A 22,153-nucleotide genomic window follows, 5' to 3' on the forward strand; every position below is an offset into this window, starting at 1 on the left:
GGCCTACAAACGGCTCTGAATTGTAGGCCGGGTAAGCGGTAGCGCCACCCGGCTTATTTTTTAACCCAGCAGAGCACGCTCTTCAGCAGTTAACGCCAGCGGCTGCGTTGACCCCGTCTCAGACGACTTCACCGCCGCTTCCAGCACGGCCATGACCGCCAGTGCCTCAACAGGGTGGACAGGGTTGGTGATTTTTCCGAGTAACGCATCACGTACGTTGATGTAATACTGGCGCTGATCGCCTTTCGGGGTAGGGATCGTTTGCGGTGCGCCGTCAGCCCCAAAGAACACCATACTGTCGCTGTCTTCGCCCCAGGTTTCACTCCCGGGAGTCACCCCTGCGAGCAGCTGCGCTTCCTGCTGATCGATTCTGGCTTTCACCACGCTGCCCTTGTCCCCGTGGACGGTAAAGCGTGCCGTACCGCCAGCAACCAGCATGCTGGCGTGCAGAATGACCTTATGCTCCGGGTAGTTTAAGACCACGTGCGCCCAGTCGTTAATTTCTGCACCGTCGCGCAGCGTTGCGATATTCCCCTGAACCGACTCCGGCAGGCCAAAGAGCTGTAGCGTCTGGTCAATCAGGTGAGGACCCAGATCAAACCACAGACCGCTCCCGGGAACGTTCTGCTCGCGCCAGCGCACGCGCACTTCCGGGCGGAAGCGGTCGATGTGCGATTCCAGGTGTTTAACCTTGCCGAGCGTGCCTTGCTCGATAATCTGCTTAATGCCGAGGAAATCACTGTCCCAGCGGCGGTTGTGGAAGACGGAGAGCAGCAGCTGCTTTTCATCAGCCAGCGCAATCAGGTCGCGGGCTTCCTGCATGTCGAGGGTAAAAGGCTTATCCACGACCACGTGTTTACCCGAGTTCAGGGCCAGCGTCGCCAGCGGGGCGTGCGTGGCGTTCGGGGAGGCAATCACCACCAGATCGATATCAGGATGCTGAATGGCTTCTTCCGGTGTCGCCACTACCTGTACGTCCGGCAGATCGCGTTTAACCTTCTCTTCATCACGAGAAGAGACCACTGCCAGCTTAATCCCGTCCACAGACTGGATCAGCGGGGCATGGAAGGTTTTACCGACAAATCCATACCCGATCAGCGCAATGTTGATTGTTTGAACTTTACTCATGACCTTCTCCACGTTAATTCGCGCACACCGTAACCTGCAGTGCGCTATGGTCCCCAAGCTCAGGCCAGGGACGATCTAAAAAGAGTTGTTGAATGCTGGATAACCCGGAAACCAGATACGGCTCGCAGCGGTTAATTTTCAGGTGGTCGGCGACAATCCAGTGCGCGTGGCTTGCGTCGAGCATCGCGCGTTTTACCTCGGCATCCGCTTCTTTACCGGCGCTCAAACCGAGTTCGGCATGAATGGCGCACGCCCCAAGAATGGCGATATCTGCCCGATAACGGGACAGTAAAGACAGCGTGGCGCTTCCGGCAAACAGTCGCTGCTTGTGGTCCCATTTCCCGCCGAGCAGGATCAGCTCAACGTCTTCCCGGTCGCTAAAATGCTGGGCGATATCCAGCGAGGGGGTAATGACGGTGAGCGGCCCCTGAAGAAAGGTGGCGACGGCCATCACCGTGCTTCCGGCATCCAGAAACAGGGTGGAGCCTGGCGGAACCTGCTGTGCGACCTGTTTACCCAGGCGCTGTTTGGTCTCCGGCAGCAGCGTATTGCGGCCCTGACGGTTCATGGCGGAGAGGTTGAGTGCGATGGCTCCGCCGTGGTTCTTCTGCGCAAGGCCCTGGTTTTCCAGGTCGGTCAGATCCCGACGGATGGTGTCCGCTGAAACCTGCAGCTTTTCGGCCAGGTCGGTGATGCTGGCCTGGCCTTGCTCGCTGAGGATATCCAGGACGTAGCGTTGACGAGCGGTTTTGTGCATGGGAGTACATTCCTGCAAAATGTCGCAATAGTTTGCATAATACAGCATTTTGACGCAGAGAGAAGGGGATTGTGGTCATGACAATGTGCATCGGCGTGATGATTCAGATGGGTGATTATTAAAATTTTATTAAGCAGGTATAAGGAAGCCGTTTTGAATGTTAATCACAATGTTATTGTTATGTTTTATTTAACGATTTGGGTTATGTAACCAGCGCATTGCTATTGTGTGGTTTTAAGTGCTGCTTAATAGAAATTATGCGGGATTTAATTGCTTTAATTAGTTTTTTAAAAGCGTTTAATTTTATATATACCCATTAGGCTACGTAAATTGACACTTCTTTGAAAATCTTTGTGTCTGACCCGCTCTGAAATTAACGCAAAAATGTGCATAGAAAGAATTAAGAATTTTCCTTAGATAACAGAGGGTTTATATGTTTCATCTGAAAGGACACTTTAAGAGTTTTGTCCAGAAACCCCATATTTTTTCTTGCTTGTAACACCGCATTAACATTGTGGCTGTAGTGGGCTATACCACATTTTGTTATGCTGCTAACCAGTTTAAGAAATAAGTAAATTCTTAATTGAAATAAGACGCAGGCAGATCTCATCTCCAATGGAAATGGGTATGGGGATTATTACCTAAAATTCAGCACGGTAGCTAAATAAGATATTTGTCTAATTATCTGTACCTCTTTTTGGGTATTTGCTTGAGTATCACTCAGAGTCAGGGAGATAACATGACGATATTACGAAAGCCTATGTTACGCCGATTTACAGCAGCACTGGCATTCATTTCATTAGCCATAAATACGGCGTACGCCAGTAGTAATCAGGTAGGTATTGCCCCGGTGGCAACCACAACCTTAAAAGAAAGTATTCTTTTTGCTATCGATCGCGATCCGTCAATTAGTCAGCAGGCCGCGCAATTAGGTATTGGCCAGGCACAAATAGATGAAGCGCGCAGCGGCTGGATGCCGCAAATATCGTTGAACGGGAGTACAGGGCACAGCCAGACCACCGATTCCAGCGGGTCGCTGAAGAATTCAGCCGCCTGGGGGCTGAGCCTGACGCAGTTGCTGTACGATTTTGGCAAGACCAATAACAGCATCAGCCAGTCTTCCGCCCAGCGTGACAGCTACCGCTACCAGCTGATGGGCACGCTTTCGGACGTGGCGGAAAAAACGGCGCTGAGCTATGTGGAGGTCAAACGCTATTCCGATCTGCTGCAGGCGGCAATCGAAAACGTGCAGGCGCTCAGGAACGTCGAGCAGCTGGCAAAGCTGCGCGCAGACGCGGGCGTGAGTTCCACCTCCGATGAGCTCCAGACCCGCACGCGTATTGCTGGCATGCAGGCGACGGTCGCGCAGTATCACGCCGCCCTAAACAGCGCGCGCGCAAGGCTTGCGGTATTAACCGGAATGCAGGCAGAGGCTTATTCGCCGGTGCCCGTGAATCTTGCCGTGGAGCCGGACTCGCTCAACCGCATCGATTATTCCCTGATACCGGCGGTGATGGCTGCGCAGAATATGGAACGTTCGGCCCAGTATGGTGTTGAAACGGCGAAGTCTCAGCACTGGCCGACGTTAAGCCTGAAAGGGGGGCGCACCCGTTACGAATCGGACAACCGCTCCTACTGGGACGACCAGATACAGCTCAATATCGATGCTCCGCTGTATCAGGGGGGCGCGGTTTCCGCTCGCGTTCGTCAGGCGGAAGGCGCACGGGCCATGGCCTCCTCTCAGGTCGATCAGGCACGTTTCGATGTCCTGCAAAAAGCTTCCGTCGCGCAGGCTGACTGGACCGGCGCACGGGGAAGAATGGAGGCCGGAAAGCAGCAGCTGGAAAATGCACTGCGCGCCCGGGATGTTTATAAAAATGAATACACCCTGAGCAAGCGGAGCATTAACGATCTGCTCAGCGTTGAGCAGGATGTCTGGCAGGCCACATCAGCGAAAATAATCGCTGAGTATGACGGCTGGAGTTCGGCAATTAATTATGCTTCCGCGGTTGATAATTTAATGCCGCTTATTGGAATAGAGAAAAACGCTGCCGCAAAATTACCCGATTTGAGTTAATAAAAGACGCGCAGTGTTGCGCAAAGTAAGACTGAAAATAATGGGTGTTTTTTCCCAGGGATAGCTACATCCGTCTGGTGGACATATCCACAGGAATCCGCACACCTGCAAGGAGAGAAATATGAGTAACGTAAAGGTTGTTGATGTCATCATTCGTAAAACGGCGGAGAAAACGAAATTAACCGGCGAAGGAAATCTGTCGGTCTCTATTTCATCCCCGAGCGTGATTGAAATCCAGGGTTCCGCTCAGGATGTGGCGCGTTATGTCCGCCAGGGGAAAGACCTCCTCATTTATATGAAAGATGGCAGCGTTATTCGCTGCAATAACTATTTTGTCGAAGATCCAGAGACGCATAATCAGTCAGAGCTGGTGTTCAACGATCGTCAGGAACTGACACATATTTCTTTTGCCGATGCCGGGGAAGCGTCAGGCGTTGCGGTGACCGAGTTAACCGCGCAGGCCACACCGATTAGCAGCATTCAACCTTTCCTCGAGCAGGAAAGTGTTTTAAGCGACGCGCCGTGGGGCTGGATTGCGGGAGCTGCGTTAGGCGGCGGTGCCATCGGGGCACTGCTGGCAAACGGCGGTGACGGCGAAACTAAAACAAAAGTCATTGATAATACCAAAGAAGTTGAAAGCGCCACGCCGACCTTCCTGCTGTCGGATAAAGCGGGTGACAAGCAGGGCGTGCTGGGTGCAAACGAGATCACGGACGACAGCAACCCAACCTTTAGCGGTACCGGTCAGCCGGGCGCGACCATTCAGATCAAAGACAGCAGCGGCAGCACCATTGCCAGCACTATGGTCGGTAAAGACGGCACGTGGACGGTAATATTACCGACCCAGACGGACGGGGAGCACACCTGGTCGGTCGTGCAGATCGACGGCAGTAAAACCACCTCTGCGGGCAGTATCACCGTGACGGTCTCTACCGCCGATGCCGCCATTACGCTTGCCACCACGGCGGGCGATAACGTGCTGAACGCCAGCGAGCAATCCGCGGGCTTTACGCTTTCCGGTGCCAGCAAAAACCTGGCGCAGGGTACCGCACTCACCGTGACGCTGAACGGCAAAACCTACGCGGCTGAAGTCGGGGCAGACGGCGTGTGGAGCGTTAACGTACCTGCGGCAGACGCGCAGGCGCTGGGCGACGGTACCTGGACGGTTAACGTGAGCGGTAAAGACGCGGCGGGTAACACCGTCAGCGGAAGCCAGACGATTGGCGTGGATACCACCGCGCCAATCGTCTCTGTCGATACTCTCGCACAGGACAACATCATTAATGCGGCTGAGCACAATCAGCCGCTGACCCTGACCGGTAAAACGAATGCGGAAGCCGGTCAGATCGTCACGGTCACCCTGAACGGTAAAAACTATAACGCCACGGTGGGCAGCGACGGCACCTGGTCCGTCACGCTTGCCGCGAGCGACGTGCAGGCGCTCAACGAGGGTAACCACACCCTGACGGTTAACGTGAGCGACAAAGCGGGCAACGGCTCGTCCGTGACGGCAGATTTCACGGTGGATACCGCCGCGCCGGTCGTCACCATTCATACCGTGGCGGGCGACGATATCCTCAATATCAGCGAGCAGGGCCAGGCGCACATTATTTCCGGCCAGGCGAGCGGTGCCGCCGCGGGCGATGTGGTCACCCTAACCCTTGGCGGCCAGACCTTCACCGGCGTGGTGCTGGCGGACGGCAGCTGGAGCGTCGGCGTTCCCGCGTCCGTGCTGGGCGCGCTGGGTGAAGGCAGCCACACGATTTCTGTCTCCGTTACCGATGCGGCAGGCAATACCGGCAGCGCCACACACGGCATTACGCTGAGCGGGCACCCGCCAGAATTTACGATTGATGCCATCAGCCAGGATAACGTCCTGAATGCCCAGGAGACGATGCAGCCGCTGAGCCTGACCGGCACCAGCAACCTGCCGGACGGCACCGCCGTCACCGTGACGCTGAACAACGTCAGCTATCAGGCCACCGTCGAAAACGGTATCTGGACGGTTCAGGTGCCGGTTTCCGACGTCCTGAATCTGGCGAACACGCTTTACACCGTCAGCGTCAGCGGTACCGACGGCGTGGGTAACAGCGGTTCTGCCGAAGCGAATCTGCTGGTGGATACCGTCCTCCCGCAGGTCATTATCAATACGTTTGCGGGCGACAACCTGGTCAATAACGCCGAAGCGGGCGTCGATCAAACCCTCAGCGGTCGCGTTACCGGCGCGGCGGCGGGCGATACCGTCACCATCACCGCAGGCGGCAAGAGCTACACCGCAACGATTGGCAGCGATCTGACCTGGAGCGTGAAAATTCCGTCAGCGGATCTTCAGGCGTTCGGCGACGGGGATTTAACCTTTACCGCCTCCGTCACCAACGCGCACGGCAATACCGGCACCGGCGAGCGTGATATCAATATCAACGCGGAGCTGCCGGGTCTGCGCGTGAACACCATTTCCGGCGATGACGTGATCAACGCCATCGAACAGCAGCAGGATTTGAGCGTCACCGGCTCCAGCAGTCATCTGGCCGCGGGCACGCAGATTATCGTCACCATCAACAACGTTGAGTACGTCACCGCGGTTAACGCCAGCGGCAGCTGGCAGATCGGCGTTCCGGCGGCGGATCTGCAGGCCTGGACGGCGGGCGGCATGACGGTTAGCGTCAGCGCGGTAGATGCCTGGGGCAATACCGTTGCGGCTGAACATCCGATTGAACTCGATCTGAACGCCGTGGCGGTCACCATTGATACCGTCTCCGGCGACGACCTGCTGAATGCGGCAGAAAAAGGCGGTGATTTAACCCTTTCCGGCCAGACGCAGGGCGTGGAAGCGGGGCAGACCGTGGTGGTGAAATTCGCTGACCAGACCTTCACCGCGCAGGTGCAGCAGGACGGCTCCTGGAGCCTGACCGTACCGGCCAGCGCGATGGAAACCCTGATCGACGGACGCGCGCAGGTGAGCGTCAGCGTCACTAACGTCAGCGGCAACAGCGCGGACGCCGCGCGCGTGGTCACGGTGGATACGCAGCCACCGGCGATTACGCTCGATAACCTGACCGCCGACAACATCATAAACGCGGCTGAAGCGCAGCAGGATTTACTGTTAAGCGGCAGCAGCAGTGCGGAACCCGGCCAGACGGTCACCGTGACGCTGAACGGCAAAACGTATCAGACCACGGTCCAGACGGACGGTACCTGGCAGCTGAGCGTCCCGGCGGCAGACGTCGGTGCCCTGACGGATGGCATCGTGACCGTGACCGCAACCGTCAGCGACGTGGCGGGCAACACCAGCAGCGCCGATCGCGTGGGTCTGGTGGACGCGACCGTACCGCAGGTGACCATTAACGACTTTGTCACCGACACCAACACCGTTAACCAGCTCGCCCATTCACAGGCGCAGATCCTGAGCGGCTCCGTCACCGGTGCGGCGGCGGGCGACCTGGTCACCATTACCATTAACAGCGTCGATTACACCACCGTGGTGGATGCATCGGGCAACTGGAGCCTCGGCCTGCCCGCATCTGTCGTGCAGGGGCTGGCGGACGGCACCTGGACCATCGACGTCTCCGTGACCGACCGATCCGGCAACACCGGAAGCAGTTCGCTGGATGTGGTGGTGAATACCGTGACGCCTGTTATCGGTATTAACACCCTGGCGGCGGACGACGTGATTAACGCGACCGAGAAGGGCGAAGATCTGCTGCTCTCCGGCACCAGCAACCAGCCGGAAGGCACGACCATTACGGTAACCCTGAACGGCATTCACTACACGGCAACCGCTGATGCGAGCGGTAACTGGAGCGTGACCGTACCGGCCTCGGCCGTCAGCGCGCTGGGAGAAGCCCATTACACCGTGACGGCGAGCGTCACGGATAGCGTAGGCAACAGCGCCTCAACCTCACACGATGTGCTGGTGGACAGCTCGCTGCCGGTGGTGACGATCAACGCGCTGGCGGGCGACAATATCGTTAACGCGGCGGAAGTGGCGGCAGGGCAAACCCTGACCGGTAAAGTGACGAACGCGGCGTCAGGTGACACTGTCACTATTATCCTTGGCGGCCAGACATACACCGCTACCGTGCAGGACGATCTCACCTGGAGCCTGCCGTTAAGCGAGAGCCAGCTAACCGCGCTCGGCAACGGCGACCTCACCGTATCCGCCAGCGTCACCAACGCGCACGGCAATACCGGCTCTTCTTCTCTCGACTTCAGCATCGACGCCCAGCTCCCGGGACTGCGTATTGATACCGTCGCAGGTGACGACGTGATCAACGTGATTGAACACGCTCAGAACCTGATTGTGTCCGGCACCAGCACCGATCTGGCGGCGGGCAGCACCGTGACCGTGACCATCAACGGCAAAGCCTATTCGGCAACGGTACTGGCGGACGGCACCTGGCAGGCGGCGGTACCGGCGGCCGATGTGTCCCTGTGGGCGGACGGTTCGCTCACCCTCAGCGCCAGCGCGCAGGATGCTTCCGGCAACCCGGTGACCATCGGCACCGTCGTGGACGTCGATCTCGCGCCTGTCGCCATCACCATCAGCAGCGTGACCGACGATAACGTGCTCAACGCGGCGGAAAAAGGCCAGGACCTGGTGCTTTCCGGCACCACCTCCAACGTGGAAGCGGGTCAGACCGTAACCATCACCTTCGCGGGTAAAACCTATACCACCACGGTGGATGCCAACGGCGACTGGACCTGGACCGTTCCGGCAGCCGATCTGAGCGGCCTGAAAGACGGCGACGCCAGCGTGCAGGTAAACGTCACTAACGTGAACGGCAACGCGGCGTCTTCGGCGCAGGAATTCAGCATCGACACCACCGCGCCGACGGTGACCATCAACACCATCAGCCATGACAATATGCTGAACGCGGCGGAGGCGGCGCAGGATCTGATCCTGAGTGGGACCTCTACTGCCGAAGCAGGCCAGACGGTCACCGTGACCTTCAACGGCAATCAGTACACCGCGCAGGTGCAGGCGGACGGCAGCTGGACGCTTGACGTTCCGGCGGCGGACATGGCAGGCATCGCTGACGGCAGCGCGGCGGTGACGGCGACCGTGTCCGATAAGGCAGGCAACCCGGTCAGCGCGGGCTCCTCGGTGCTGGTCGACACCACCGTACCGCAGATTTCCTTCAACGTCGTTGCGGGCGACGACGTCGTGAATATTGCCGAGCACGGCCAGGCGCTGATCGTCTCCGGTAAGGTCACGGGCGCGCAGGCGGGCGACGTGATTACCGTGACCCTGAACGGGAAAGACTACACCGCGATGCTGGATGCGTCCGGCAGCTGGAGCGTGGGCGTTCCGGCGACGGACGTGGGCGCGCTGGCAAACGGCGGCCAGACGATTTCCGCGACCCTCACCGATAAAGCCGGTAACAGCACCACCGCGACGCACGATTTTGACGTCTCCCTCACCGCGCCGGTGGTGGCCATCAATATCCTGGCGGTTGACGACGTGATCAACGCGACCGAGAAAGGCCAGGATCTGCTGGTGTCCGGCACCAGCAACCAGCCGGAAGGAACCACCATTACGGTGACCCTGAACGGTATCAGCTATACGGCCACCACTGACGCCAGCGGCAGCTGGAGCGTCACCGTTCCGGCGGCAAACGTTTCTGCGCTCGGAGAAGCAAGCTACGTCGTGACGGCGAGCGTAACCGATGCCGCAGGCAACAGCGCGAGCACCGACCACAGCGTGCTGGTCGACAGCGCGCTGCCGCAGGTCACCATCAACCCTGTCGCCGCGGACGATGTCATTAACGCGGCGGAAGTGGCTAGCGGGCAGACCCTGAGCGGCAAAGTGAGCGGCGCGGTGAGCGGTGACACTGTCACTATTTCAGTTGGCGGCAATACCTGGACCGCGACGGTTCAGGACGATCTGAGCTGGTCGGTCAACGTGCCGTCCACGGTCTTAACCGCCATCGGCAACGGCGATCTGACGGTGTCAGCCAGCGTCACCAACGGCCACGGCAACACCGGAACCGGCGAGCGCGACATCACCATTGATGCCAACCTGCCGGGCCTGCGCGTCGATACCGTGGCGGGTGACGATGTGATCAACAGCATTGAGCACGCACAGAACCTGATTATCACCGGCTCCAGCGAAGGCCTGGCAACGGGCGCGGCGTTAACGGTGACCGTCAACGGCAAAACCTACGCCGCAACCGTGCTGGCGGACGGCACCTGGACGGCGGCCATTCCGGCGGCAGACGTCAGCGCGCTGAATGCGGGCACGGTCACCGTGACCGTGGACGGCCAGAGCGCGGCGGGCAATCCGGTTTCTATCAGCCATGACGTGAAGGTGGATCTGGCGGCAGTCGCCATCAGCATCGACGCCGTTGCCACCGATGACGTGATTAACGCGGCGGAGAAAGGCGCGGACCTGGTGCTGTCCGGCTCGACCACCAACGTGGAAGAAAACCAGATCGTCACCATCACCTTCGGCGGCAAGTCGTACACCGCGACGGTGGATGCCAGCGGCAACTGGACGGCGACCGTACCGTCCGCCGATTTGGGCAGCCTGAAGGACGGCGATGCCAGCGTGCAGGTGAGCGTCACCAACGTGAACGGCAACAGCGCGACGGCAGGCCGCGAGTACAGCGTGGACGCCACCGCGCCGACTGTGTCTATCGAGATCGTCAGCGACAACAACATCATCAATGCGGCCGAAGCGCAGCAGGATCTGGTTGTTAACGGCGTGACCAACGCCGAAGCGGGCCAGACCGTTACCGTGACGCTGAACGGCGTGGACTACACCACCACCGTGCAGGCAAACGGCAGCTGGAGCGTGACCGTGCCGTCCGCGGATCTGAGCGGTATTACCGACGGCAACTACACCATCAGCGCCGCCGTGTCTGATAAGGCGGGCAACCCGGCCTCTGCGGATCGCGACGTGCTGGTGGATACCACCGTTCCGCAGCTGACCATTAACCCCGTTTCCGAGGACGACGTGATCAACAGCGCCGAGCATGCGCAGGCTCTGATTGTCACGGGGTCCGTGACCGGCGCGGCGGCGGGCGACGTGGTCACCGTTACCCTCAACGGCAAATCGTACACCGCCACCCTGGACGCCTCAGGCAACTGGAGCGTGGGCGTGCCTGCGGCGGACGTGACCGCGCTGGCCGCCGGGGATTACACCATTACCGCGGCGCTGACCGATAAAGCGGGCAACAGCAACAGCGCCACGCACGGCGTGGAGGTGAACCTGACCGCGCCAGTGCTGACCATTGACACCGTTTCCGGTGACGATGTGATCAACAACAGTGAGAAAACCCAGGATCTGACGATCTCCGGTACGGCTTCCGGCCTGGCGACAGGCGCGGTGGTAACCGTGATGCTGAACGGCAAAGCGTACAGCGCGCAGGTGGATGATAACGGGAAATGGACGACTACCGTTCCGGCTGATCGGGTCGGCGAGTTGGGTGAAGCGTTGTACACCGTTACCGCATCGGCAACGGACAGCGTCGGCAACAATACCAGCACGTCGCACACCGTGAACGTGGAATCCGTTCTGCCGGGCGTGATTATCAACACCATTGCAGGTGATGACGTCATTAACGCGGCGGAGCTGGCAGCAGGCCAGACCATCAGCGGTAAGGTGGTGAATGCCGAAGCGGGCAACACCGTGACCGTGACCATTGGCGGCAACAGCTACACCGCAACGGTGCAGGGCGATCTCACCTGGTCCGTTAACGTGCCGGAGTCGGTGCTGACCGCGCTGGGCAATGGCGATTTGACCGTGTCAGCCAGCGTCACCAACGGCGTGGGCAATAGCGGAACGGGCGAGCGCGAAATCGTGATAGACGCTAACCTGCCGGGCCTGCGCGTGGATACCGTGGCGGGTGACGACGTGATCAACAGCATCGAACACGTGCAGAACCTGATTATCACGGGCACCAGCGACGGGCTGGCGGCGGGCGCGGCGCTGACCGTCACCGTAAACGGCAAAACCTATCCGGCGACCGTGCTGGCGGACGGCACCTGGAGCGCGGCGATCTCTGCGGCGGACGTGGGTGCGCTGGCCGCAGGCACGGTTACCGTAACCGTTGCGGGCCAGAGCAGCGCCGGTAACCCGGTCTCCATCAGCCACAATGTGACGGTGGATCTGGCGAGCGTTGCCATCAGCATTGACGCCATCGCCACCGATGACGTGATTAACGCGGCCGAGAAGGGCGCGGATCTGGTGCTCTCCGGCACTACCTCGAACGTTGAGGAAAACCAGACCGTCACCATCACCTTCGGCGGTAAGAGCTACACCGCGACCGTGGATGCAGACGGAAAATGGACAGCTACCGTGCCGTCTGCGGATCTAACCGGTCTGAAAGACGGCGACGCCAGCGTGCAGGTGAGCGTCACTAACGTGAACGGCAACAGCGCCTCGGCGGGCCGCGAGTACAGCGTGGATGCGACCGCACCGTCCGTGACCATCAATACCCTGGCGAACGACGACATTCTGAACGCCGCTGAAGCGCAGTCCGATCTGACCGTATCCGGCACCACCACCGCCGAAGCGGGCCAGACCGTCACCGTATCGCTGAACGGCAAAGACTACACCACAACCGTCAGCGCAGACGGCAGCTGGACGCTGAACGTCCCGGCCGCCGATCTGGCTGGATTAACCGACGGCAGCGTGACCGTCACCGCATCGGTCAGCGATAAAGCGGGTAACCCGGCGTCCGTGGATCACAACCTGGCGGTAGATATCACCGCGCCTGCGGTGACCATCAACACCGTGGCGGGCGACGACGTCATTAACATTGCAGAACACGGCCAGGCGCAAATCATCAGCGGCACCGCCACAGGCGCGGCAGCGGGCGATAAGGTCACCGTCACGATTGGCGGGCAGACCTACACCACCGTGCTGGACGCGGCGGGGAACTGGAGCGTGGGCGTACCGGCGAGCGTGATTTCGGGCCTCAGCGACGGCACCGTAACCGTCACGGCGTCAGTCACCGACGCGGCGGGCAACACCGGCACCGGCACGCATAACGTGACCGTCGATACCGGTCTGCCATCGGTGGCCTTCAACGCCATCAGCGATGACAACGTCCTGAATGTCGTTGAAAAAGGCCACGATCTGAGCGTCAGCGGCAGCAGCGCTAACCTCGCGGAAGGCACCGTGGTGACCGTGACCCTCAACGGTAAAAACTACACGGCCACAACTGCGGCAGACGGCACCTGGAGCCTGACGGTTCCGGCAGCGGATCTGGCCGGTCTGGGTCAGGCCAACTACACCCTGAATGCGACCGCCACCAACGGCGTGGGCAACAGCGTGAGCAACACCGCGAACCTGCTGGTGGACACCGCGCTGCCGACCGTCACCATCAATACCGTGGCGGGCGACAACGTCATCAACGCGGCGGAAGTGGCGGCAGGCCAGACCCTGAGCGGCACCGTGGCGAATGCCGAAGCGGGCAATACCGTTACCGTCACCATTGGCGGCAACAGCTACACCGCGACGGTGCAGAACGATCTGACCTGGTCCGTGAACGTGCCGTCTGACGTGCTGACCGCGCTGGGCAACGGCAGCCTGAGCGTGACGGCGACCGTCACCAACGGCCACGGCAATACCGGCACCGGCGAGCGCGAAATCGCCATCGACGCTAACCTGCCGGGACTGCGTGTCGACACAGTCGCGGGTGATGACGTGATCAACACCATCGAGCACGCGCAGAACCTGATCGTCACCGGTTCCAGCGACGGGCTGGCGGCGGGCACGGCGCTGACCGTCACCGTCAACGGCAAAATCTATGCGGCGACCGTACTGGCGGACGGCACCTGGAGCGCGGCGATCCCGTCCACCGACGTGAGCGCGTGGCCGGAAGGCACCGTCAAAATCAGCGTTACCGGCGACAGCTCTGCGGGCAATCCGATTACCATCAGCCACGACGTGACGGTAGATCTGGCGACCGTTGCCATCAGCATCAATTCCATCGCTACCGACGACGTGATTAACGCGGCGGAGAAGGGCGCGGATCTGGTGCTGTCCGGTGCGACCACCAACGTGGAAGCCGGGCAGACCGTGACCATCAGCCTGAACGGAAAAATCTATAGCGCGACAGTAGACGACAGCGGTAACTGGACCTACACCGTACCGTCTGCGGATCTGGTACACCTTAAGGATGGCGACGCCAGCGTGCAGGTGAGCGTCACCAACGTGAACGGTAACAGCGCCTCGGCGGGCCGCGAGTACAGCGTGGATGCGACCGCGCCGTCCGTGACCATCAACACCCTGGCGACCGACGATATTCTGAATGCCACTGAAGCGCAGTCCGATCTGACCGTGTCCGGCACCACCACAGCCGAAGCGGGCCAGACCGTGACCGTGACGCTGAACGGCAAAGACTACACCACAACCGCAGGCGCGGACGGCAGCTGGACGCTGAACGTTCCGGCGGCGGATCTGGCGGCACTCGGCGACGGCAGTGTCACCGTGACGGCGAGCGTCAGCGACAAGGCGGGCAACCCCGCGACGGTTGATCACACTCTGACGGTCGACGTGACCGTTCCTGCGGTGACCATCAACACCGTAGCGGGCGACGACGTGATTAACATCGCTGAGCACGCTCAGGCACACATCATTAGCGGCACCGCCACCGGCGCGGCAGCGGGCGATAAGGTCACCGTCACCATCGGCGGGCAGACCTACACCACCGTGCTGGACGCGGCGGGTAACTGGAGCGTGGGCGTCCCGGCGAGCGTGATTTCTGCTCTGCAGGACGGCACCGTAACCGTCACGGCGTCAGTCACCGACGCGGCGGGCAACACAGGCACCGGCAGCCATAACGTGACCGTCGATACCGGCCTGCCGTCCGTGGCCTTCAACGCCATCAGCGGCGATAACGTGCTGAACGCGGTGGAGAAAGGTCAGGATCTGAGCGTCAGCGGCACCAGCGCCAACCTGGCGGAAGGCACCGTGGTGATCGTGACCCTCAACGGTAAAAACTACGCGGCCACGACGGCGGCGGACGGCACCTGGAGCCTGACCGTTCCGGCAGCGGATCTGGCGGGGCTGGGCGAAGCGAACTACATCCTCAACGCCGCCGCGACCAACGGCGTGGGCAACACCGTGAGCAACACCGCGAACCTGCTGGTCGACACCGCACTGCCGACCGTCACCATCAATACCGTGGCGGGCGATAACGTCATCAACGCGGCGGAAGTGGCCGCAGGCCAGACCATCAGCGGCAAAGTGGCGAACGCGGAAGCGGGCAATACCGTCACCGTCACCATTGGTGGTAACACGTACACCGCAACGGTGCAGAGCGACCTGACCTGGTCCGTGAGCGTGCCGGAATCCGTCCTGACCGCGCTGGGCAATGGCGATTTGACCGTGTCAGCATCCGTCACCAACGGTCACGGCAACACCGGCGCGGGCGAACGCGAAATCGCCATCGACGCCAGCCTGCCGGGTCTGCGCATTGATACCGTGGCGGGCGACGATGTGATCAACAGCATCGAACATACTCAAAACCTGATCGTCACCGGCTCCAGCGACGGGCTGGCGGCTGGCACCACGCTCACCGTGACCGTCAATGGCAAAACCTATGCGGCCTCCGTGCTGGCAGACGGCACCTGGAGCGCGGCGATCCCGGCGGCAGACGTCGGGGCCCTGGCTGCGGGCACGGTCACCGTGACCGTTGCAGGTCAGAGCGCGGCGGGCAACCCGGTGACCATCAGCCACGATGTCACCGTCGATCTGTCTGCCGTTGCCGTCAGCATCGATGCGATTGCCACCGACGACGTGATTAACGCGGCGGAGAAAGGCGCGGATCTGGTGCTGTCCGGCAGCACCTCGAACGTGGAGGAAAACCAGACCGTCACCATCACCTTCGGCGGCAAGACGTACACCGCGAAAGTGGACGCCGACGGTAACTGGACGGCCACCGTGCCTTCCGCCGATCTCGCGGGCCTGAAGGACGGCGATGCCAGCGTGCAGGTGAGCGTCACCAACGCGCACGGCAACAGCGCCTCGGCGGGCCGCGAGTACAGCGTGGATGCGACCGCGCCAACCGTGAGCATTGATACGGTCGCTGGCGATAACGTGATTAACGCCAGCGAAGCGGCTGCGGGCGTGGCCATCTCCGGCACCACCACGGCGGAAATCGGGCAGACGGTCACCGTGACGCTGGGCGGCAAGAGCTATACCGCGCAGGTGCAGCAGGGCGGCATCTGGAGCGTGAACGTGCCGGGCACCGACCTGTCCGCGCTGGCGGACAACGGCTACACCGTGCAGGTCAGCGTGAGCGACGCCGCGGGTAACCCGGGCAGCGCGGGCAAAGCGATTACGCTTGATACCACGCCGCCGACCGTCAGCTTTAACGCTGTCGCGGGCGATAACGTCATTAACAGCGTGGAGCACGGGCAGGCGCAGATTGTCAGCGGTACGGCAAGCGGCGCGAGCGTCGGCGATAAGCTGATCATCACCATCGGTTCGAACCAGTACTCCACCACCGTTGACGCCAGCGGTAACTGGAGCGTGGGCGTTCCGGCCAGCGTGATTTCCGCGCTGAACGACGGCACCGTGACCCTCAGCGCGACGATTACCGACAGCGCGGGCAACAGCAGCACCCAGACCCACGATGTGGTGGTGAACACCGCCTCCGTGGCGCTGACGGTGAACACCGTTAGCGGTGACGACGTCATCAACGCGGCGGAAGCCGGTTCGTCCCTGGTGATTAACGGCTCCAGCGCCCAGCTCGCCAGCGGGACTCAGGTTACCGTGACGCTGAACGGCAAGACCTATACGGCCACTATCCAGAGCGACGGCAGCTGGACGACCACCGTTCCGGCCGCCGACGTGGGCGCCCTGGCAGATGGCGCGAGCTATCAGGTGTCCGTGTCGGCGCAGGACAGCGCGGGCAACAGCGCGTCGGCGACGCACGGCATCAGCGTGGATACCACTGCGCCGGTCGTGAGCATTGCGACGCTGTCGGTTGACGACATGCTGAACGCGGCAGAAGCCCAGCAGCCGCTGACCGTGCACGGCTCTTCCAGCGCGGAAGCGGGTCAGACCGTCACCGTGACGCTGGGCGGCAAATCCTACACCGCCACCGTCGCGAACGACGGGACGTGGACGCTGGATATTCCGGCAGTCGATCTGGCCGCCCTGAGCCAGGGCGCGGTGACGGTGACCGCCTCGGTCAACGACAAAGCGGGTAATAACGGCCAGACCACGCACACCTTAACGGTCGATACCGTCGCGCCAACCGTAACCATCAGCACCGTGGCCGATGACGATATCGTCAACAACGCGGAGCAGTTGGCGGGCCAGACGATCCGTGGTACCACCACGGCGGAACAGGGCCAGACGGTGACCGTCTCCTTCAACGGGCACAGCTATCAGGCGACCGTCGGGGCGGACGGATCCTGGTCGGTCTTCGTGCCGGGCCGTGATTTCCTCGGCCTGAGCGACGGGGATTACACCATCACCGCGTCGGTAAGCGACAGGGCGGGCAACCCGGGCAGCGCAACCCACGACGTGACGCTGAACGGCGATGTCCCAACCATCACCATCAACACCTTTGCGCAGGACGATATCGTCAACGCCGCCGAGCACGGCACGCCTCTGGTCATCAGCGGCACCACCGATGCCCCGGCGGGCCAGACGGTGACCATCACGCTGAACGGTAAAACCTACACGGCGACCGTTCAGAATGACGGCACCTGGAGCTATACGGTCGGAAGCGCAGACGTGACCGCGCTGGCGGACGGCGGTTCGTACGTGATTAACGCGCAGGTCAGCAACACCATCGGCAACAGCGGCAGCGATAACCACAGCGTCACCGTGGATCTCACCGCGCCGTCGATGGGTATTACAATTGATTCGCTGCAAAACGACACCGGCCTGAGCGCGAGTGATTTCATCACCAACGACGCTCAGGTCGTGGTCAACGGCTCGCTGACCGCGCAGCTCGGCAATAACGAGAAGGCGCAGATCAGCCTCGACGGCGGCACCACCTGGATTGACCTGACCGTGACCGGCACCACATGGCGCTACACCGATGGCCGCACCCTGACGGACGGTACGTATCAGTACCAGGTGCGCGTGATCGATAACGCGGGCAACGTGGGGGCGACGGACAGCCAGGACGTGGTGATTGACCTGACGAAGCCTGTGGCAACGACGATTACGGTCGATTCCATCACCCAGGATACCGGCCTGTCCGGCAGCGACTTTATCACCAGCGACAACCAGATCAGCCTGAAAGGGACGCTCGGCGCGGCGCTGGGCAGCGGCGACCACGCGCAGATCAGCCTCGACGGCGGCGTCACCTGGACAGACGTCAGCGTCAGCGGCCTGAGCTGGACCTATGTCGATGGCCGCACGCTGGACGACGGAGATTATAACTACCAGCTGCGCGTGATTGACGACGCGGGCAATATCAGCGCCACCGCCAGCCAGGTGGTGACCATTGATACGGTTGCGCCGGACGCGAGCAAAACTATCGCCATCGACAGCATCAGCGACGATACCGGCCTGAGCAGCAGCGACTTTATCACCAACGATACGTCCCTGACGCTGCACGGCTCGCTCGGCGCGACGCTGGCCGACGGCGAGTATGCCCAGATCAGCATCGACGGCGGCGTCACCTGGCAGAACGTCATCGTCACCGGCAACAGCTGGTACTACGTCGATAGCCGCGCGCTGGGTAACCAGACCTATGACTACTACGTTCGCGTGGTAGACGCGGCGGGCAACGTGGGGGCCAGCGCCCATCAGCAGGTGACCGTCGATACGGTCGCCCCGGATGCGGCGATTACGGTGACCGTGGATAACATCACCGTGGATACCGGCTTCGACAATAACGACTTCCTGACAAGTTCGACTTCGTACACGCTGCACGGAACGCTCGGCGCAGAACTCGGCGCGGGTGAATTCGTGCAGGTGAGCATGGACGGTGGCAGCACCTGGGTGTACGCCACCGTCAGCGGTACGCAATGGAGCTACAGCGACACGCGTACCCTGACAGACGGCAGCCATAACTACCAGGTGCGGGTCGTTGACCAGGCAGGGAACGTCGGGGCCACCACCTCGCAGGCGGTGACGGTGGATACGCAGGCGCCGCAGTATGGCGTCACCATCGACAGCATCAGCGAAGATACCGGCCAGTCCGGCAGTGATTTCATCACCATGGACACCACGCTGACCATCAACGGTTCGCTGGGCAGCGCGCTGGCAAGCGACGAGCGCGTACAGATAAGCCTGGACGGCGGAAATACCTGGCTCGATACCACGGTCACCAACCAGCGCTGGAGCTACACCGATACCCGCGATCTGCCTGACGGAGACTACACCTACCAGGTGCGGATTATCGACCAGGCGGGCAACGTCGGCTCCACCGCCTCTCAGGTGGTGACGGTGGACACCACGCCGCCAACCACGGTGGGCACGGTAGTGAGCTATACCGACGGCGAAGGCGAGCGTCAGGGAACCTTTGGCAGTGCGGTGGCAACGGACGATAACTCGCCGCTGATCAACGGTACGCTTAACCGCGCCCCGGACGATGGTGAAATCGTGCAGCTCTATCGTGACGGGGTCCTGCTCGGCCAGGTGACCATGAACGGCAGCGCAAGCTGGTCCTTCCAGGACAATGGCCTGAGCGACGGCAACCACACCTACATTGTGCGCGTCACCGACAGGGCCGGTAACTACACGGAATCCGACGGCTTTGTGCTGAACGTTGATACCAGCATCCCGACCACCACGGCGGCGATTACCGCGCAGACCACGTCGGACACCACGCCGATCGTCAGCGGGACCGTCTCCGCCGATCTGGTGAACGGTGAATACCTGGTAGTCACGGTGAACGGAAAAACCTACACCTCCCAGACCGGCGGCGCGGTGGTGGTCGACCCGGATCACAACACCTGGTATCTGCAGATCCCGGACGGCGATGCGCTGAGCGTGTCGAGCTACAGCGTGACGGCGCAGGTGAAGAGCAGCGCGGGTAACGGCAATACCACCGGTACGGCGACCGGCAGCCTGGTAATTGACACCACCTCGGTGAATACCGACTGGGCAACCACGGCGGGGAACAGCAACAACTCCACCATGACCCTCGGCATGAACAGCAGCGGTCTGTGGAATATCATTGCTAACGGCCAGTCTTACTCCAGCAGCGATAGCTCGACCTATGCCGGAAATACGCTGACCAACACCCGCGGCTACTACGTGGTGAGCCAAACCGCCGCCGACTTTGACCGTAACGGCACGCAGGATATTTTCGCGACGGAAAATACCTACTCCGGCTCTACGCAGGTGATGTGGACCTACGATGGCAGCACCTATAACGCCAGCCAGCTGGCGATGGGGACCACCATCTGGTACGGCGGCGTGATTGCGTACGATAAAACCGGCGATGGCTATCTGGATCTGGCGTACGGTGATGCCGGCATGGACTCACTGACCTACCTGGTGAACAACAACGGCGTTCTGTCGCCTGATGGCACCGGTGGCGAAGGCGGTTTCTACGGTCAGTTCGATTCCGGGCGCGAAATTTCCGGCGTCGACCTGAACAATGACGGCACGGTAGATATTGTCCAGCACACCAACCGTAGCGGCGCGTACTCGTTAACCGTGATCAACAACAACGGCAACGGCACGCTCTCTATCGGTCAGAACCTGACCAACGTGTTTGTGGCAAACGCCTCGAATACCACCACGGCGGCGTCCATGACGTGGGCGGACTTCAACGGCGATGGCTACATGGATCTGTACCTGGGCAGCAGCTACAACAACAACGGCGGGGTGATTTACTACAACGACGGTACCGGGAAGCTCTCTGCCACCAAGAGCGCGGTGGAAGCCTCTAACGCCACGGCGGGCTATCTGTCGGTGGCGGTGGACTGGAACGGCGACGGGCAGATGGACATCATCAAGCTCAGCACCTACGGCGGTTCGCAGACGGCGACCCTGTTCACCAACAACGGTTACGGTTCCACCTGGACCTCAAGCCAGCTGGCGTCAGGTATTGCCTACGCGACCGGCGTGGCGGCAGTGGATTACAACTGGGACGGCGCGCAGGATCTGCTGGTGTCTCAGCAGAACGGCAAGGTGGTGCTGGTGCAAAACAGCAAAACCATCGCTGACGGCACCGCGATGCACCTGCACATTGTTGACAGCGAGGGCATCAACGCCTACTACGGCAACACGGTCAACCTGTACAACGCCGCGGGCGTGCTGGTGGCTTCGCAGATCATCAACGCCCAGTCCGGAATCGGGTCGAACGATACCTCTGCGCTGGTGAGCTTCTACGGTCTGGATCCGAATGAAACCTATTCGGCTGAGATCCTGAAGATCACCAACGGCGTGTCGGATAACGTCACCTGGAGCGGTCTGGAAGCGGGCAACGGCAAAGAGGGCTACGTCCTGACGGCCGAAGCGGCCACTGGCGGCCACAGTGGGACCATTACCGGGACCGGGTATAACGACACCTTTATCGCAGAGGATGGCACCTATACCTACAACGGTTCCGGCGGCTGGAATACCCACTCCGACTACGACACCTGGAGCAACACCGGCGGGATGGACGTGGTGGATTACCGTAATGCGACCTCCGGCGTAACCGTTGATTTGCGCCTCTCTACCGCGCAGGACACCGGGTTCGGTACGTCACGACTGCTCAACATTGAGGGGATCAACGGCTCGAACTTCGACGACGTCATTACCGGCAACAGCGGTGATAACCAGTTCGAAGGCCGCGGCGGGAACGACACCTTCAACATCGGCAGCGGCGGTCACGATACGTTGCTCTACAAGCTGATCAACGCGTCTGACGCAACGGGCGGTAACGGTCACGACGTGGTGAACGGCTTTACGGTCGGCACCTGGGAAGGGACCGCGGACACGGATCGTATTGACCTGCGCGATCTGCTCTCCGGCAGCGGCTATACCGGCACGGGCTCGGCGAGCTATGTGAACGGCGTGGCCACGCTGGACAGCAGCGCGGGCAATATCAGCGATTACATCCGCGTGGTGCAGAACGGCAGCAATACCGAGATCCAGGTTGACCTGGACGGTACAGGCGGTCAGTTCTCGCCGACCACGCTGGTGACCCTGAACGGCGTGCAGACGGATCTGGCGACGCTGCTGGCGAACCATCAGCTGTTAATTGCGTAAACCAACGCCGCGGGGAGCGATCCCCGCGGCCTTTTGGCGTTTCTTTACACGAATAGTCATAACC

General features: G+C 61.0%; 4 protein-coding genes. 2 read left to right on the top strand and 2 right to left on the bottom strand.

The window, feature by feature from the left end; translation table 11 throughout:
• Nucleotides 1-60: 60 nt before the first annotated feature.
• Nucleotides 61-1,128, bottom strand: coding sequence for an oxidoreductase (locus tag GVO84_RS10855; RefSeq protein ID WP_159514111.1), 1,068 nt, complete (start codon nucleotides 1,126-1,128; stop codon nucleotides 61-63).
• 13 nt (nucleotides 1,129-1,141) lie between these two features.
• Nucleotides 1,142-1,885, bottom strand: a complete 744-nt coding sequence (locus GVO84_RS10860; protein ID WP_047061832.1) for a DeoR/GlpR family DNA-binding transcription regulator — start codon at nucleotides 1,883-1,885, stop codon at nucleotides 1,142-1,144.
• A gap of 739 nt (nucleotides 1,886-2,624) precedes the next feature.
• Between GVO84_RS10860 and GVO84_RS10865 the strand changes: the two genes are divergently transcribed.
• Together GVO84_RS10865 and GVO84_RS10870 are read left to right on the top strand one after the other, a co-directional pair.
• Nucleotides 2,625-3,962, top strand: a complete 1,338-nt coding sequence (locus GVO84_RS10865) for a TolC family outer membrane protein (RefSeq protein ID WP_121423659.1) — start codon at nucleotides 2,625-2,627, stop codon at nucleotides 3,960-3,962.
• Between the two features lie 121 nt (nucleotides 3,963-4,083).
• Nucleotides 4,084-22,089 carry an Ig-like domain-containing protein gene (locus GVO84_RS10870; RefSeq protein ID WP_159514112.1) on the top strand — a complete coding sequence of 6,002 codons (18,006 nt, stop codon included), beginning with the start codon at nucleotides 4,084-4,086 and terminating at the stop codon, nucleotides 22,087-22,089.
• Nucleotides 22,090-22,153: the final 64 nt, after the last annotated feature.

Source organism: Enterobacter sp. SM3 (genome assembly GCF_009811935.2).
In the GTDB taxonomy this organism is placed as follows: Bacteria; Pseudomonadota; Gammaproteobacteria; order Enterobacterales; family Enterobacteriaceae; genus Enterobacter; species Enterobacter asburiae_D.